Consider the following 17,480-nt stretch of genomic DNA (forward strand, 5'->3'; position numbering starts at 1 on the left):
CGGGGGGGCTTGTCAATCGCCTAAGGCGCAGCTCCGACGAGCCGGGGCGTCGCGAGGGCGACGCGCTGCGCGTCGGGGGCCGGCTCAGCGGCGTCGGCCGCCGGCAGCGGGCGCGCGCCGTCGCCGACGATCAGGAACGCCGCCCAGTAGTAGGGATGGGAGTAGTCGTCGTCGCGGGCGATGAAGCTGCGCTCGGCGGCGGCCAGCGCCTCGCCCTGGGTGGCGGCCTTGGCCTTGAACAACGCCGACATCAGGACCTCGGTGGCGGCCGAATCCACCTCCCAGTTCGACACCAGCAGGTTGCGGGCCCCGGCGTAGGTGAAGGTGGAGACGAGGCCGCCCAGCGCCGCGCCGCCGCCGCCGTCCTCGAGGCCCGCGCCCGTGTCGCAGGCGGAAAGCACGACGAGGTCGGCGTCGAGCTGCAGCTCGGGGATCTCGCTCACGTCGAGGAGGGAATCGCTGGCCGCGCCGCCCTGCGAGGTGACCAGGGCCGGCTGGAGGCAGCCGTTCGACTGCGGCAGCAGTCCGTGGGTCGCGAAATAGAGGATGCGGTACTGGTCGAGCGACCCCTCGAACCCGCCGCCGCGCTTGACCCGTTCGTCGGTGAAGTCGGCGCCCACGATGACGTTGCCGGGCGCGCCCAGGGCCTGGGCCACAAAGCGGACCTCGGCGGCCGCCTCGGGCAGTTGCGGCATGTCCATGAGCTGCTTGCGGAACACGGCGCAGAAGTCCTCGCCGCCGGCCAACTGGATCGACCAGTCCGGCGCCACGACGCTGCCGAACGCCGACGAGTCCTTGGCGATGAGAGGGTCGGCGAAGCCCAGGAACGGCTTGGGCGCCCGGCTGGGCCGGCTGCGGCGGGTGTTGAAGAAGGCCGCGGTCGACACCGAGACCGAGGTCTCCAGGCGGGACGCGACCCAGCTCACGCCCCGATACGAGACCTGGGCCTTCTTCGCGCGGGCCGCCTCGACGTTCCGGGCGAGCACCTGCGCGCTTTCGGCGTCCGTCACCAGCGCCCCGAGCGGCACGCCCACCATCGTGGGGTCGGGCTGGTAGATCAGCCGCCGGACCGTCCGCAGCTGCGGCTCGATGGGGCCGAGCAGCGCCTTGTAGAGCTGGTGCGCCAGCGCGACGTCCCACTCCCCGAGGAAGCCCGATCCCACCTCGCTGATCGGCTCGCGCAGGCGCATGGCGAGCCGCCGCGCTTCCGGCCGGCTGAGGTCGATGGCGTAGGGTCGCACGGCGTCGCGCGTGATCAGGACCCCGTAGCCCCGCGTCGCCAGCAGCATGACCTTCAGATAGGCCTCGCCCTCCTTCAGCTCCCCCTGCAGGTCCTTGCTGGTCACGGTCGTCGAGAGCGCGGTGGCGTAGCGCGGATTGGCGTCGAACAGGCGCTGTTCGAGTTCGTTGGCCTGCTTGCGCAGCCCGTCCAGCTCGGCGTCCGCCCTGGCGCGCGCCTCGCCGGTGTAGGCGCCTGCGCGCTGCAGCTGGCGGATCTCCTGGTCCTTCTGGGCGATCAGGCGAAGGGTGGCGTCGCGGGCCCGCGAGATGCCGGCGCTCGCCGATCCTTCGGCGCTCAGGCGCTCGGCGAACTGCAGCGACGCGGCGGCCGTGGACTCTCCGACCAGCGCTTCCGAGCTGGTGAAGAACCGCTGGGCGTCGGCGGCCTTGCCGACGGGGTCGCTGCCCATCCGCTTCAGCAGGAGGTCGAAATAGTCGGCCGCGGCGTCGGCGGAGGCGCCCAGCGCGCCCCGCTTCGCCTGGAAGATTGCGAAGGCCCGCTCGAAGTCGGCCAGCGCCGCCTCCTCCATGCCCGCGGCCGCCTTGGCGCGGGCCAGTTCCAGGATGAAGCGCCCGAGCGGCAGGGAGTCGGCGTCCTGCATCTCGTAGGCCGCCAGGGCGGCTTCGAGACGCCGCACCGCGAGCTGCGGCGCGCCGTCGGCCCGGTCCAGACCGGCCAGGTCCACCTGCAGGCGCACCACCAGCCAGGGCGCGGCCGATCCCAGCACGTCGGCGCCGCGGGGGCGTTCCAGGATCTCCACGGCCGCCTGCAGGTTCTGCCGCGCCTCGGTGCGCCGCTTCAGCGCCTCCATGCAGGTGCCGATGATCTGCCAGGCCTGGGCGTCGCGCACCGCCTCGCGCTCGTTGGCGGAGAGCTGCAGGCTCGGCATCTTGCCCTGGGCGTTCAGGGCCATGGCGGCCGCCTGGCCCAGCCGGATGTCGGGCCCCACGGCGGTCACCAGCCCGGCGGCGGCGAGCTGCGCCGAACTGGCCCGCAGCGCGATCGCCTGCCGCGCCAGGTCGATGGCCTCCTCGAAGCGGCGCTGGTTCCGCGCATGCGCCGCCAGCATGTTCAGCATCAGCGCGCGCAACGGGGTGCTGTTGGCCTCCCGGACGAGCGGCGCGGCGGCCTTGAAGTAGGACTCCGCCTCGGCGGTGCGGCCCCCGTTGGAGGCGTTGAGCGCCACGTTCAGGTAGGCCTCGGCGCGGTCGGCGAGGCTCAGGCGCTCCAGCGACGCCGCAGCGAGCTGGCTGAACCGGGACTCCGCGTCCCCGAACTGCCAGAGCTGCGCCTCGCGATAAGCCGACTCCTTCTGCTTGGCGGGCGAGGCGGCGCTCGCTTCGGCGACGGCGTTGAGGTTCTCGATCTGGCCGCCGAGCACGGTGCCCAGGTTGGTGGTCTGCTGACTGGTCGCGGCCGGCGGCCTGGAGCGGCCCAGCGCCACCTTGACCCCGGTGGCCAGGACGTCGGCGATCGCGGCGTAGCCCTCGGCGGCGACCACGTCCTTGCCGTCGCGGGCCTCGTAGACCACGTAGCTCGCGCCGAGCGGCTTGGTCTTGCAGGCCGCCAGCGTCGTGCGGGGCAGGCCGGCGTCCGCCGCGGCCTGAGCGGTGTCGCAGGCGGCGCGGTCCGACACGGCGCTGCGCCAGGCGGCTGCGCCCGCCGCGGCGTCGGTGTGGAAGGCGTAGATGCGGCCCAGCGTCTGGGTCCAGCCACGGCACATCACCTGCCACGCCCGCTGTCCGGCGCGCTGGGCCAGCGGGTCGTCCCAGTCCCGCACCGCCGTGCAGACCGCCCCGCTCCGGGCGCTCTGGCCCAACGAGAAGTTCTCGCGCGGCGCACCCAGGGCCGGGGTCGCACATGTGAGCGCGGCCGCGGCGAGGGCTAGGGCTCGGGCGATGCGGGAAGGGGCCCCACGCATGGCTCAGTTCGGGTCCTTCCAGACTTCCTCGTTGGTGGCGCTGGCCACCGTGGGGTCGGCGGCCCCGGCGGCCGCCGTCCGGTCCTCGAGGGTCAAGCCGGTGAGCTGCTCCGGCGGGATGCTGATGGTGGGATGGCCGTTCGACGGCATGCAGCTGCCCTGCTGCAGGATCGCGCAGGTGTTGAGCCGGTAGTAGCCGTTCGGCATGACGCCCCGGTCGAAGACGATGCCGCTGGTCAGCGAGACGCTCTGGCCGGTCATTACCGTGGCGCCCGACGTCAGCGCGCCGTTGAGTTCGATGAACTCGGGCAGGCCCGAGCCGCCGAGCGTGACGCGGCCGAGGGTGAGCTGTGGGCCGCCCGAGGCGCCGCCGAGCAGGTAGAGCCCTGTCGGCGTGGTGCCGAGGAGTCCGCCGGTGTCCTGCTGCGCCACCTTGCCGTCCGCCCGCAGCGTCAGCGCGCCGGCGGTGACCAGGATGCGGGGGCCGGTCGTCGTCTGCGGGGCGATCAGGGCCTTCACCACGCCGGGCACGCTCGCCGCCTGGGTGGCGGCCAGGCGGTCGATGAAGTCCTGGAAGCCCAGCAGGATGTCGCCCCTGGCGTTCAGCTCGACGGAGCCGAAGGCGCGGACGTCGGTGAAGGTCCGCCCGCCCGTGGTGAGGGCGTAGCCGATCGAGCCGCCGTTGTTGGCGACCACACGGATGTTGCGCGGCGTCCAGTTCCCGGCGGCGTCGGGCGCGCCGATCCGAACGGCCGTCGTGTTCGCCGCGCCGCTGAGGGGCGCGAAGGCGCCGGTGATGGTGACGTCGGACAGCCCGCCCGCGTAGAGCTCGAACGCGGTCCGGATTTTCGACGTGTCGATGTTCAGCGCGCCGATGGCGACCTCGCCGCCGCGCATCGTGCCGGACGTGTCGCCCAGGAAGATCTGCATCGTCGGCGCGTCGATCCGGGCCACCTGCTCGCTGGAAAGCGCCAGGCCGCCCGAGGGCGCGGTCACGCCTTCGCCCAGCGCCAGGCTGGCTGCGGTGACCTCCAGGCGCACCGTGGCGGCGCGCCACGTCCCGCCCGGCGACAGGCTGGACGCCCGCGCGAACAGGCCTTCGCGCGCCGTCGCTGCGGCGGTGGTGAGCTTGGCGGCGGCCTGCAGCCGGATGTTCGTGGCGCTGAGATCTCCCGCGAGGGCGATGTCGCCGCCGCTGCGGATGTCGATGTCGCCGCCCGACAGGGTGAAGCCGGCGATGCTGGCCGTGGCGGCGAGGGGATCCACCAGGCGCATGATCATGCCGCCCTCGCCGGGCGCGATCAGCCGGTCGGCCACGCCCTGGGCATTGGCGCCCGAGCCGGAGGTGACGGCGCCGGAGATCTTCACGCCGCCGGACGCGCGGATCGCGATGTCGTCGGCGGCCGTCAGCGCGGCGAGGTCGACCGCTCCGGCCCGCGCGCGCACCGCGATGTCGCGGCCGGCTGTGAGCTGGCCGGTGGCGCGGACCTCCGGCCCGTCGGCCAGGACGTCGCCGCCGGCCGCGACGGCGCCCAGGCTCACGCCCCCCTGGCCAACGGCCTGAAAGCGGGCGTCGGCGCCCGCCGTCGCGCGGCCCGCGACGGCGATGGCGCCGCCGCTCCGCAGGTCGATGTTCGCCCCGCCGAGATCGAGGTCGCCGCCCAGCACCGTGCGATCGGTGGCGGCCAGGCTGTCGGCCGCCCCGTCGCCGTCCGGGCCGCCCTGGGCCGTGATCGTCCCGCTGACCGTGATCCCTTGCGCGGCGCGGATCACCACGTCGTCGCCCGCCGAAACGGAGCCGAGGGTCGCGGCGCCGGTACGTCCGCGCACGGCCACGTCGCGGCCGGCCTTGACCGTCGCCGCCGTGACCGACGCCCCCTCCAGCATCACATCGCGGCCCGCGTCGATCTCGCCCGCCGCCACCGCGCCCGGCGCCAGAAGGGTCGCATCCCGCCCCGCCTTGACGCCGCCGGATATCGAGAGGTCGCCGCCGGCTTCCAGCAGGGCGTCGCGGCCCGCCTCTAGGCGCCCGGAGACGGCGACCGTGCCGCCCGAGCGCAGCCGGATGTCGTCCGCCGCGGTCACCGCGCCCTGCGTCGAGACGGCGCCGGCGGAGACGCGGATGTCCACGTTGCGGCCCAGGAGGCCCTGGCCGGGGGAGTCCACGGCGGCGAGGCGGTCGGCGGCGCCGTCTCCGTCTGCGCCGCCGCCCGCGGCCAGGGCGCCGGCGACGCTGACGCCGGCGGCGGCGCGCAGGGTGATATCGTCTCCCGCCCGGCCAGAAGCGAGGCCGATCGCGCCGGACGCGACGCGGATCGCGATGTCGCGGTCGGCGGCGACCGCGCCGGCCTGAACCTGTCCGGCGTCGAGGAGGACGTCCCGCCCAGCCTCGACGTCCGCGGTCGTCACGCGGCCGGAGGCCAGGATACGGACGTCGCCCGACCCGGTGACCCGGCCGCCGGTCGTCACGTCGCCACCGGACGCGCGGATGTCGATCGTCCGGCCGGCCAGGTCGAAGCTGGCGCCCAGGCCGGTGGGGTCCAGGGCGAAGAGGGTGTCGCCGAGGCCGGCGCTGTCGGCGGCCTGCCCGGTGCTGAGCGCGCCGGTCACTGCGACGCCGCGCGTGGCGCGCAGGACGATGTCGTCGCCCGCCGTCCCCGACGCCAGCGCGATCGCGCCCTCGGACGCACGCACCGCGAGATCGCGTCCGGCGTTCAGCGCGCCGGCCGTGACGTCCCCGCCCGCGTCGATGGCGATGTCGCCGCTCAGCGTGGCGTCGCCCAGCGACGTGGCGCCCGTCGAGCGCAGGCGCAGGTGCGCATTCTCGCCCGCCGCCAGGATCGGCCCGCCCAGGCGGATCGCCCCGCCGCCGATGTCGATGACGCCGCCCTCGGCGCCGGCCTCCATGCCGAAGAGGGTCGCGGGCCCCGTGGCGGCCATCAGGCGATCGGCGACGCCGGCCACGTCGGCGCCCTGGCCCGACTTGAGCTCGCCGGTGGAGGTCACGTCCCCGCCCGCGCGGATCACCAGGTCGTCGCCCGCGGAAACCGAGCCGATGCTGACGCCGCCCTGGCGGCCGTAGAGGGCGACGTCGCCCGCGGCGTTCAGGGCGCCCGCGGCGTTCACCGACGCGCCGTCGGCGAAGATGTCGCGGCCGGCGAGGACGAGGCCCGAGATGTTGGCCGCCCCGCCCAGGGCCTGGATCCGCACGTCGCCCGCGGACTCCGCGCCGCCCAGCGTGACGCCGCCGCCCGAGGACCGGAGATCGATGGTCGCGCCCACGAGGCTGAACTCGCCGCCCAGCAGCGACGGGTCGGACTGGAACAGCATGTCGCCCACGCTGACGCGCTCGGCGCCGCCGCCGGCCTTGAGCGAGAGCGCCGTGACGCCCAGCGCGCCGCGGAGCACGATGTCGTCGCCGGCCGTCAGGTTGCCCACGGTGAGCGATCCCGTCCGGGAGCGCAGCGCGATGTCGCCGGTCGCCATCAGGTCGCCCACGGTGAGCGAGGTGTCGCTGTCCACCAGGATGTCGATCCCGACCGCCGCCCCGCCATTGAGCGCGACCGCGCCGGCCTTGATGCGCGCGCTGCCCTGGGCGCTGGTGCGGACGATGTTCACGGAGCCGCCGACCACGTCGATGTCGGAGCTGTTGAGTTCGAAGCTGATGCCGCCCACCGAGAGGCGGCCCGCCTCGAGGGAGTCGGTGAGCCGGTCCGCGAGACCGAGCGTGGACGGGCCGCCGCTCGTCCCCACCGTCGCGGACGCCATGACGGCGCCGGAGGCGCGCAGCGCGACGTCGTCCCCGGCGGTCACGCCCACGACGCGGATGCCGCTGCCGCCGCGAGCGCGGATCGCCACGTCGCCGGCCGCCATCAGCGAGCCCGTCGCCTCCACGCCGTTGCCGCTGGCCGCGCCGCCGCCGTCGAGGAGCAGGTCGCGGCCGGCCGAGACCATGGCGACCTTCACCGCGCCGCCCGTTCCCGACTCCGTCTGGAAGCGCGCATCGGTCGCGGCGTTGACGGCGCCCGTCACCTCGACGCCGCCGCCGCTCGAACGGACGTCGATGGTCCGGCCGGCCAGATCCAGGTCGCCCGCAAGCCGCGAGCGGGCCGCGCTGAACATCAGGTCGCCCGCCTGGTCGGCGTCGCCGCTGTCGGTCCCCGCGCCCGACGTCAGCGCGCCGGTGACGCGGATCGACCCGCGGGCCCGGATCACCACGTCGTCGCCCGCTGCGCCGCCGCCCACGGTCACGCCCGCGCCGTCGCCGGTGGACCGGACGCCGACATCGCGGCCGGCCGAGAGAAGTCCCGTGGAAACGGCGGCGCCGCCGTCGATCAGGACGTCGCGTCCTGCGGTCACCGCGCCGAGGTTGAGCACGCCTGCGGAGCGGATCCGGGCGTCGGACGCCGCGCCCACGGCGGACAGCGACCCGGTGGTCGTCACCGAGCCCGCGAGGATCTCGACGTCGTGGCCGGTCAGGTCGAAGGTCTGTCCCTCCAGCGTGACGCCGCCTTCCAGTCCCCGGAGGATGTCGCCGAGCCCGGACGCGTCGGTTCCGCCGCCCGCCTGGACGGCGCCGGAAAGCGTGGCGGCGCCCGTCGTGCGCACGATGAGGTCGTCGCCGGCCGCCACCCCGGCGAGCGTCACCGCGCCCCCGTCGCGTCCGCGGACCGCCACGTCGCCGTCCGTCGCGGTGAGCACTCCGGTTGCGGTCACGCCCGCGCCGTCGAGCAGGACGTCGCGGCCCGCTGTCACCGCGCCCACCGTCACCGAGCCGCCCGCGCCGGCCGCGGTCTGGATCCTGGCGTCGGTGTCGGCGACCGCGTCGCCGCTGAGCGCTATGGACCCGGCGCTGGAGCGGACGTCGATGTTGCGTCCGGTCAGGTCGAAGTCGCCGCCGAGGTTCGAGCGGGCGACGGCGAACATCAGGTCGCCGGCCTGGTCGGCGTCGGCGGAATCGGCCCCGCCGCCCGCGGTGAGCGCTCCGGAGACGATCGCGCCTTTGCCCCGGATCACCACGTCGTCGCCGGCCGTGGCGCCGCCGACCGTCACCACCGCGCCGTCGCCGGTCGAGCGTACGCCTACATCGCGGCCGGCGGCGAGAAGGCCCGCCGACACCGTCGTGGCCCCGTCGACCAGGACGTCGCGTCCCGCGGCGAGGCCCGCGAGGTTGATCACGCCGACGGACTGGACCCGGATGTCCGAGCTCGCGCCCGCGGCCGTGGCCGTCCCGGTCATGGTCACCGAGCCGCCCAGGATGTCGATGTCCCCGCCGGCCAGGTCGAAGGTGACCCCTTCGAGCACGATCGCGCCTTCGGCGGTCCGGAGGGCGTCGCCGACGCCTGCGGAGTCGGCCGCGCCGCCGGCGGTGACCGGTCCGCCCACCGTGATGGCGCCGGTCGTGCGCAGGACCACGTCGTCCCCCGCCGAGGCGCCTGCGATCTGGATGCTCCCGCCGCTTCGGCTGCGCACCGCCACGTCGCCAATCGTAGCGGTGAGCACTCCGGTGGCGGTCACGCCTGCCCCGTCGATCAGGACGTCGCGTCCGGCGGTCACCGCGCCTGCGCTGACCGAGCCGCCGACGCCAGGCGCGGTCTGGATTCGGGCGTCCGTTGCGGCCGTCGCGCTGCCGGTCAGGGTGATGGACCCGGCGCTGGAGAGGACGTCGATGTTGCGCCCCGTCAGGTCGAGGTCGCCGCCCAGGTTCGAGCGGGCGACGGCGAACATCAGATCGCCGGCCTGGTCGGCGTCGGCGGAATCGGCCCCGCCGCCCGCGGTGAGCGCTCCGGCGACGATCGCGCCCTTGCCCCGGATCACCACGTCGTCGCCGGCCGTGGCGCCGCCGACCGTCACCATCGCGCCGTCGCCGGTCGAGCGCACGCCCACATCGCGGCCGGCCGCGAGAAGGCCCGCCGAGACTGTCGTAGCCCCATCGACCAGGACGTCGCGTCCCGCGGCGAGGCCCGCGAGGTTGATCACGCCGACCGACTGCACCCGGATGTCCGAGCTCGCGCCCGCCGCCGTGGCCGTCCCGGTCATGGTCACCGAGCCGCCCAGGATGTCGATGTCCCCGCCGGTCAGGTCGAAGGTCACCCCCTCGACCACGATCGCGCCGTCGGCGGTCCGGAGGGCGTCGCCGACGCCTGCGGAGTCCGCGGCGCCGCCGGCGGTGACCGGTCCGCCCACGGTGATGGCGCCGGTCGTGCGCAGGACCACGTCGTCCCCCGCCGAGGCGCCCGCGATCTGGATGCTCCCGCCGCTCCGGCTGCGCACCGCCACGTCGCCCGAGGTCGATTGAAGCGTCCCGGTGGACTGCACGCCCAGGCCGTCCAGGAAGACGTCGCCGGCCGCCGTGACCGCGCCCACCTTCAGCGCGCCGCCGCCCATGGCCTGGGTCTCGAAGACCGCCATGCGCCCGGCGTTCGTCGGACCGCTGACGTCGATATCGAGCGTCGAGCGGACCCGTACGTCCGAGGCGGCGCCCTGGGCGGTCAGGGCGCCGCCCACGGTGACGCCTTCCCCGCGCAGGTGGATCACCCCGCCGGGCAGCACATAGGGCGTCGAGGCCTCGTCGAGGTCGAAGTAGCGCAGGTAGATCGCGAGCTGGTCGGCGGCCTCGGTGGCGCCGTCGATGATCCGATCGTTGGTGGGCACGAGCCGCTGGAGAGGCGACCCCGAGGTGACGCCGCCCGAGATCTGCGTGCGGCCGTAGACGCTGAAGGCCAGCGCGTCGTCCCCGGCGCGCGCCGAGGCGATGGTCACGCCCGAGCCGCTGTGGTCGCCGGGCGCCGCGCCCGGCGTCACGCCGCCGCGCCCCAGCACCGCGACGTCGCGCCCGGCGATGAGGGCGCCGGTGGTCACCGCCTTCGCGGAGTCGATCTGCAGGTCGCGGGTCGCCGTGACCGCGCCGAGCTCGATGTTGGGGGCCAGGCCGGTGACCGGCGTCAGCGACACGAGGGTCTCGATCCGCACATCCGACGTCGTGGTGTCGACGGCGCCGGCGGTGTCGGGATCGTCGGTGCTGGGCTGCCGCCCCGCGACCGTGGCGCCGGTGATGCGGACGGCCTGGCTGACGATGCTGACGTCGAAGCCGACGACCTTGAAGACCGTGCCTGGGTTCGCGTCGAAGTCGAGGAAGGGCTGGGCGGTGTTGAGGTCGTCGCCGGCGCCCGCCGCGTCGGCCGGCGTCATCCCCGCGCGGTCGCGCCCGGCCTGCACGTCGCCGGTGACCTCGATCTTCCCGACGGGCGCGCGCAGCACGACGTCGTCGCCCGCGCGGGCCGAGCGCAGGGTGATGTCGCCCGACAGGGCATGGGCCGCGACGTCGCGGCCGGCGAAGACGTCGCCCGCCTGGATCGAGGCGCCGGCGGCTTCGGGTGTGAGGACGATGTCCTGGTGCGCGCTCACCTGCTTGCCGGCGCCGGTCGCCAGGCGCATCGCCGCCACGCCGCCGGCGTCGGGGCTGGTCACCGACACCAGGACGTCTGATCCCAGCTGGGCGCCGTCGAGGTTCTCGCCCTGGCCCGCGGCGCGGCCCGCCAGCGCGTCGCCCGTGACCGCTACGGTCTGCGCCTTGATGTCGAGATCGTGCCCCGCCAGGGTCGCGCCGACCAGGCTGTCTGCCGCGCCCGCGGGATCGGCGCCGCCGCTCGTCGTGCCCGCCTGCAGGTCGCCGGTGGCGGTGAGCGATCCGGCCAGCGCGCGCAGGGCCACGTCGTCTCCGGCGCGCACCGTGCCGACCGTGACGCCGCCGTTGTTCGCGCGCACGGTGGCGTCGCGCGCCGCGAGCAGGGTGGAGCCGCCCGCGGAAACGCTGTCCGTGGCCTGCACGACCACGTCCTGCGAGGCGTTCACCGTGCCGGTCACAGCGGCGGTGGTCGCCCCGTCCACGGTCACATCGCCCGCGGCGGCGCCGGTCCCCTGGGTGGCGGCGGAGCCGAGCGTGACCGCGCCGCCCGTGGACTTCACCAGCACATGCGCGTCGTCGCCGGCTCCGGCTCCGGTGGACGTCAGGCTGGCTCCGCCCGCCGTCACGGCGCCGGACGTGGCGGTGACCTCGATGTCGTCCCCGGCGGTGACCGCGCCCGTGACGCTGGCGTTGCCGGTCGTGGACGTGACGAACACGTCGCGGGCCGCGCCGCCCGAGCCCAGCGACGCGGTGGTCGCCGAGACCTTGATGTCGCGCGAGGACGTCCCGGAACCCAGGGAGGCGGTGGACGCCGCCTCGATCGTCACGTCGCCCTGGGCGGCCCCGGCGCCCTGCGTCGTGGCCGAGCCCACCGTCACCGACCCGCTGAGGGCGCGCGCCAGCACGTGGGCGTCGTCGCCGGCGCCGACCCCGGTCGAGGTCAGGCTGCCGCCCGACGCGGTCACCGAGCCGGACGCCGAGGTGACCTCCACGTCGTTCCCGGCCGAGACCGAGCCGGTCACGCTGGCGTCGCCGGCGCCGGCCGTGACGAACACGTTGCGCCCCGCCGTGGCCGAGCCCAGCGTGGCGGTCGGGCCGAGGACGCGCACGTCCCGGGACGCCGCGCCCGCGCCCAGCGTAGCCGTCGTGGCGGCCTCGATCGTGACGTCGCCGAGGGCCGCGCCGGTCCCTTGCGTCTCGGCGGCGCTCACATTGACCGAACCGCCCGTGGACCGCGCCAGCACGTGCGCGTCGTCGGCGGCCCCGGCGCCGGTGGAGACTAGGGTCGCGCCGCCGGTGGCTGTCACCGAGCCGGACGTCGCCGTCACTTCGATGTCGTCGCCCGCCGTCACCGAGCCCGTCACGCTGGCCGTGCCCGTGGTCGCGGTGACGAAGACGTCGCCGGCCGCCGTGGCCGTCCCGAGCGTCGCGGTGGGACCGGAGACGCGGATGTCCCGCGTGGAGGCCCCGTCGCTGAGCGTGGCGGTCGTCGCGCCCTCGACGGTGACGTCGCCGCGCTGGCCGCCGGTCCCCTGCGTCGCCGCCGAGCCCACGGTGACCGCGCCGCCCGTCGAGCGCACCAGCACATGGGCGTCGTCTCCGCCGCTCGCGCCGGTGGCGGTGAGATCGCCGCCGCCGGCCGTCACCGAACCGGACGTCGCGGTGACCTCGATGTCGTCGCCCGCCGTCACCGAACCCGTGACGCTGGCGGCGCCGGTGGTCGCCGTCACGAACACGTCGCCGGCCGCGTCCGCCGATCCCAGCACCGCCGACGGCCCCAGCACCATGATGTCGCGTGAGGCAGAGCCGCTGCTGAGCGTCGCCGTGGTGGCGGCCTCGATGCGCACGTCGCCGACCGCGCCGCCGGTCCCTTGCGTCGCCGCCGAGCCGACCGTCGCGGCGTCGGTCACCGAGCGCACGGTCACGTGCGCGTCGCCGTCGGCGTTCGCGCCCGTGGCGGTGAGCGAGCCGGCGCCGGCGCTCACGGCCCCGCCGGAGGCGGTGATCTCGATATCGTCGCCGGCCGTGACGGTTCCGGTCACGCCGGCGCCGCCGGCGGCGGTGACGATGACGTCGCGCGCGGCGGAGGCCGAGCCCAGGCTGGTGGTCGCGCCGGTGAGCAGGATGTCCTGCGTGGAGGTCCCGGAGGTCAGGGTGGCCGTCCCGGCCGCCTCGATCGTGACGTCGCCGGCCGCGCCGCCGCCCACGCCCTGGGTGGTCGCCGAACCCACCGTGACGTCGCCGCCCGTCGACCTGGCCAGCACATGCGCGTGCCCGCCCGTGGCGGCTGCGCCGGTGGAGATCAGGCTGCCGCCGGACGCGCTGACCGAACCGGTCGTGGCGGTGACCTCGATGTCGTCGCCGGCCGAGACGACGCCCGTCACCGCGGCCGTGCCGGTCGTCGCCGTCACGAGCACGTCGCCGCCCGCCGTCGCCGAGCCCAGGCTGGCCGCCGGGCCGGACACCGTGATGTCGCGCCCGGCCGAACCGCTGCCGAGGCTCGCGCTGGTTCCGCCCGTCAGCACGATGTCGGCGTTGCCGCCGCTCGCCGACGCCGAGGAGACCGACACGCTGGTCGTCGCGGTGGCCGTGGACCCGCTTCCGCTGTTCAGCGAGCCCAGGGTCACGCCGCCGCCGGTCGCCGCCACGCTGGCCCCCTCGGCCGCGGTCACCTCGCCGATGTCGATCGAGCCCGCGTCCGTGGTGACGGTCGCGCCCTTCGCCGCCACCGCCGTCGTCGCGATCAGGTCGCCGCTGGACGCACTCAGCACCAGTTGCCCCTGGGCGTTGATGGAGGCGCTGGTGGCCGAGCTGATGGTGTCGATCTGGATCAGGGCGTCCGAGGCCGCCCGCAGGAACGCCAGGGGCGTCGCCGAGTCGACGAAGTCCATGTCGACGATGGCGTCGCCGCGGGCGAACACGAAGGAGCCGGCGGTCATCACGGCGCCGGGCGAGATCACCACCCCCTGCGGCGAGTAGAACCAGATGTTGCCGCCCGTCGCGGCGCCGACCTTGCCCAGCACCTGGCCGCCCGCGTCGATCTGCACGGCGGTGGGCGACTTGTTGAGCACGATGTCCGACGCCGCCTGGAAGTTGAACGTCACCGTGTCGGTGGCGCCGACGTGGAAGCTGTCCCAGTTGATGACCGTCCGGCTGGCCTGCAGGGCCACGTCCAACGTATTGGCGTCGGGCGCCGTGATGGTCGGCTTCGTGGCCCCGGACGGAACCGAGATCGCCGAGGGGTCCGGGATGCCGGGGAGTTGGGCCTGCGCCGCCGCCGCGATCGCCATGGCCGCGCCGCACAGCGCCGAGCCCGCCAGCAGGCGGCCGCGCCGGGTCGATCCATGCGGGTTTGCGCGGCGGCCCATCGCTCAGCCCGCCACCAGCAGCTGGAACAGCACTCGGTCCGACGGCTTGTTCGGCGCGTTCGGGAACGGCTTGTCGAACGGTCGAGCCCATTCGACCTGGGCGCGCACGCCGAAGGGCAGGCGGGCCTCGAGGCCGACGCCCGCCGAGCGCAGCACGCGCGTTTCCGATCCTATGTCCAGGTTCTTGATGTAACTCGCGTCCGCAAAGGCGAAGGGCGAAAGCGTGACCCCGTTAACGATACGCTGCGGGCGCACCTGAAGCTTCACCTCGGCGCTCGCCGCGCGGTCGCCGGAGAGGACGGCCGGCTCGTAGCCGCGCCCGATCGTGAGGTCGCCGATGGCCAGCTCCTCGTAGGCCAGCGTCGGCTTGGCCGCCCACTGCGCCTGGGTGCGCAGGCCCAGGTCGACCCAGCGGTGCGTCAGGTGGCCCTCGCCCTCGAACCGGACCAGCCAGGCGTCCGGCTTGCCCTGGATTCGCGAGAGGCCCTGCTCGCCGGCCTTGCTGCCGCCCAGCACCGAGAAGCCCTTGCGGGCCTCCAGGCTGCCCTCGCCGGACAGGTTGAACCGCGCGCCGAGGCTGCGGTTGAAATCCCCGCTGGCGCGCGCCCACACCACGCGCAGCTGGTCGTCCGCCAGCACGTCCCCGCCCGGAAAGGCGGTCTTCTGGCTCACCAGGTCGACCCCGGCCGCGGCATAGGCGCTGTAGCGTCGAAGCCGGATCACGGGATAGCGCACCTCGGCTGTGCCAACGAGGGACACGCCCTGCAACTTCAAGGCCGACAGCGCCCCGCCCGGGCGCGACTGGCCGTAGGCCATGGACACCCGCCCGACGAGGCCGCGGCTGCCGAACCTCGCCTCTTCCACCACCTGGGCGATCCACTGCTCGTTCGGGGTGACGGTCCGGTAGGCGATCAGCGTGGTGCGCTCGCCGAAGCGGGTGAAGCTGTTCAGGTCGACGCGGCCCAGGACGCTCCACGGGCCGAGCGACTCCGATCCGGTGTTCTGGGCGGCGACCAGGTAGTTCCAGGGATCGCGCGAGAGCTGCACCTCCAGGTCGATGCCGCCCTGGCCCTCGGCCGAGGGCCGCAGGGCCGCCGAGACGCGCACCCGCGGGACGTCGTTGGCCAGCAGCAGGTAGCGCTGGGCCGTGTCGAGGTCGAACGGCGTCATGCCGCGCAGCTTGTCCAGGTAGGCCTCGACCCGGTCCTGGCCCGGCCCGATGTCGCCGCGCACGCGCACCGCGACGATGCGCGCCTCGGTCACCTCGATGCGCAGCCGCCCGCCCGAGATGGTCTGCTCGGGGATCTCGACGCGCGCCAGGCGGCCCTTCCGGAACAGGATCAGCGACAGCCGGTCGCGGATTTCGCAGATCCGGGACACCGGGATCTCGGTCCCGATCAGGCGGCGGTAGGCCGGCTGCGCATCCTCCGGCGCGATCGAGCTGCCGACGACGTCGACGGCCTGCAGCCGGAACGTCAGCTCGGACGAGGCCAACGGGCAGGGGAGCGGCGCCGGTGCGGAGAAGAGGTCGGAGTCCCTGGGCGCGGGCTGGGCGCCGCGGCGCGACTCCGGGTCCAGATCCTGGCGTGAGGGCGCAACGGGCGCAGGAGTCGGCGCGGCCACCTGCGCCGACGCAGGTAATGGCCCGAGCAGGGCCAATACCGCCAGCGACAGCCGGCATCTATGCACGCCACGTACTTTCACTTGTCGCCCAGCGCCAAGTAACCGGCGCGCCCCGGACCCTCGATCCACAATCGAAAGCACACTTGCGCGGCCTTTGCGATGCGGATTCGTGCGGCGGTTGTGCTGCGGCGACATCTGCGCCGGGCTTCTGCGGGTGCGCCACGGAAGAGCACATCAAACAGGCGCGGTCTCTTCTGGCGAGGTCGGGGGCGTTGGACGCCTTGACTGGGCCGCGCGACCGACGCCTTGGACGACAGCCGCGCGCGGTCAGGCCAGGTTGGCCGGCCGCGCCAGCACGTTGCGGGTGATCTGCTCGACGAAGGGATCGCCGGCCGCCAGGCCATGGGCCCACTCGGTGGTGCCGGCGTTGAACACGAAGCCGCGTCCGCGCTCGAAGCTCGCCATCACCGCATGGCCGCGCAGGACGCGGGCCTGGCCCGCCGGTCCGCCGTCACCGAAGGCGATGGCCGCCACGACGTCGAGCTGCTCCGGCGGGATCAGGGGCGCGTAGGGGCTGTCGGCCTCGGCGAACGACGCGGGCGCCATGGCGATGATCTCGAGGTTGCCGGGAACGCCGAGGCGCGGGACCGGCGCAGGCAGGCCCGCCTCGTCGAACGTCACGGCGCAGCCGTCGTTCTCGTAGCCGATCAGCGGCACGGAATCCCCGATCACGTCGCCCCAGTAGAGGTCGGCGCCTTCGAGCGCCCAGTGGTCGGGTCGATAGACGGTATAGCCGCCGGCCCCGCGCGCCACGCAGTTCCCCAGGCGGTGATAGCCGCCGAACACGAAGCTCAGGCCCGTCATCTGCGCTTCGGGGCGGCCGAACAGGGGATGCGACCACAGGTGCGTGCTGCGCGCCGGGTCCTGCGCCTCGGCGGACAGTCCGCGCCACTTGTGGCAGATCATCCGCCGGCCGGCGTCCTCCCACCGCACCTTCCAGAAGGCGGTGTTTCCCGAGAGGATCACCAGCGCGCCGCCCCGGTCGACGAACGCCTCGACGGCGTCGCGCTGCGGCGCCGACCAGTATTCGCTGTGACCCACGTGGATGACGCGTTCGTAGGGCGAGAGCGCGGCCGGGTCCGCGTCGAGGTCATGGTCGGTCAGGTAGTCGAACACCCGCCTTTCGGTCCCCTCGGCCCATCGGACATAGGCCTCCTCCCACTTCTGCAGGAAGCCGGCGGACCCGTCGTAGGGGCTCTGCCCGTGCGCCCGCGACCAGGCGGTGTCCGCGCCGGCCCACGGCCGACGACGGAAGCCGCGCTTCGTCAGGTTGACCAGGCGCGGCATGCCCGGTGGCGGCGCCAGCAGCATCTGCGCGAAGGGCCGCTGCGTGGACAGCACGCCGACGGCGCCCTCCATGGCTTCGGACAGCGGCGCTCGCCCCTCCATCAGGGCGGCCACGTCGCAGTAGGCGTTGGCCCCGCCCCAGTAGTTGTAGGCGTGCCAGGTGTTGGTGGTCAGGACCAGCGCCTCGCGGCTCTCCCGGCCCGGGGCGGCGCGGACGCAGATGAAGTGGTGGGCCCGCTCCCCCGCGGCGTCGGTGACCACGATGTCGTAGTAGCCGCTGCGCCAGGTCTCGCCCACGGTGATCTCCACCGCCACCGGCCAGTTGCAGCCGGCGGAGACCGCATCGGCGGGCGTGGGGTGGTCGCCCACCGCGACGCCGTCGAGCCGCAGCGCCACTTCGCGCCGGGCGCCCACGCGGGCGATCTCGACCGATACCGGCCCGCCATCGCCCGAGGCGCACAGGCCTAAGCGCTCGCCCGGGCGCAGGCTGGTGCGGTCCGCATAGCAGGCGATCATGGGGCCTCCTCCGGG

Annotated in this window: 4 protein-coding genes; all 4 read right to left on the reverse strand. The window is 74.7% G+C overall.

Annotated features, from left to right (window positions below):
* Positions 1 to 20: 20 nt before the first annotated feature.
* The 4 genes from AC2D8W_RS09625 to AC2D8W_RS09640 all read right to left on the reverse strand — a co-directional run bounded on the left by AC2D8W_RS09625 (position 21) and on the right by AC2D8W_RS09640 (position 17,465).
* A complete protein-coding gene (locus tag AC2D8W_RS09625; RefSeq protein WP_484671353.1) occupies positions 21 to 3,203 on the reverse strand; it encodes a CHAT domain-containing protein in 3,183 nt (1,060 codons plus the stop codon).
* Between the two features lie 3 nt (positions 3,204 to 3,206).
* Positions 3,207 to 13,979 carry a hypothetical protein gene (locus AC2D8W_RS09630; RefSeq protein ID WP_484671354.1) on the reverse strand — a complete coding sequence of 3,591 codons (10,773 nt, stop codon included), beginning with the start codon at positions 13,977 to 13,979 and terminating at the stop codon, positions 3,207 to 3,209.
* Between the two features lie 3 nt (positions 13,980 to 13,982).
* Positions 13,983 to 15,473: a ShlB/FhaC/HecB family hemolysin secretion/activation protein gene (locus AC2D8W_RS09635; protein ID WP_484671355.1), complete on the reverse strand. Its 1,491-nt coding sequence runs from the start codon at positions 15,471 to 15,473 to the stop codon at positions 13,983 to 13,985.
* A gap of 456 nt (positions 15,474 to 15,929) precedes the next feature.
* A complete protein-coding gene (locus tag AC2D8W_RS09640; protein WP_484671356.1) occupies positions 15,930 to 17,465 on the reverse strand; it encodes a N,N-dimethylformamidase beta subunit family domain-containing protein in 1,536 nt (511 codons plus the stop codon).
* Positions 17,466 to 17,480: the final 15 nt, after the last annotated feature.

It is taken from the genome of Phenylobacterium sp. T106, assembly GCF_057219735.1.

Coding starts and splice junctions, on each gene's coding strand:
- AC2D8W_RS09625 (WP_484671353.1), bottom strand. CDS start 3,203: ATGCGTGGGGCCCCTTCCCGCATCGCCCGAGCCCTAGCCCTCGCCGCG.
- AC2D8W_RS09630 (WP_484671354.1), bottom strand. CDS start 13,979: ATGGGCCGCCGCGCAAACCCGCATGGATCGACCCGGCGCGGCCGCCTG.
- AC2D8W_RS09640 (WP_484671356.1), bottom strand. CDS start 17,465: ATGATCGCCTGCTATGCGGACCGCACCAGCCTGCGCCCGGGCGAGCGC.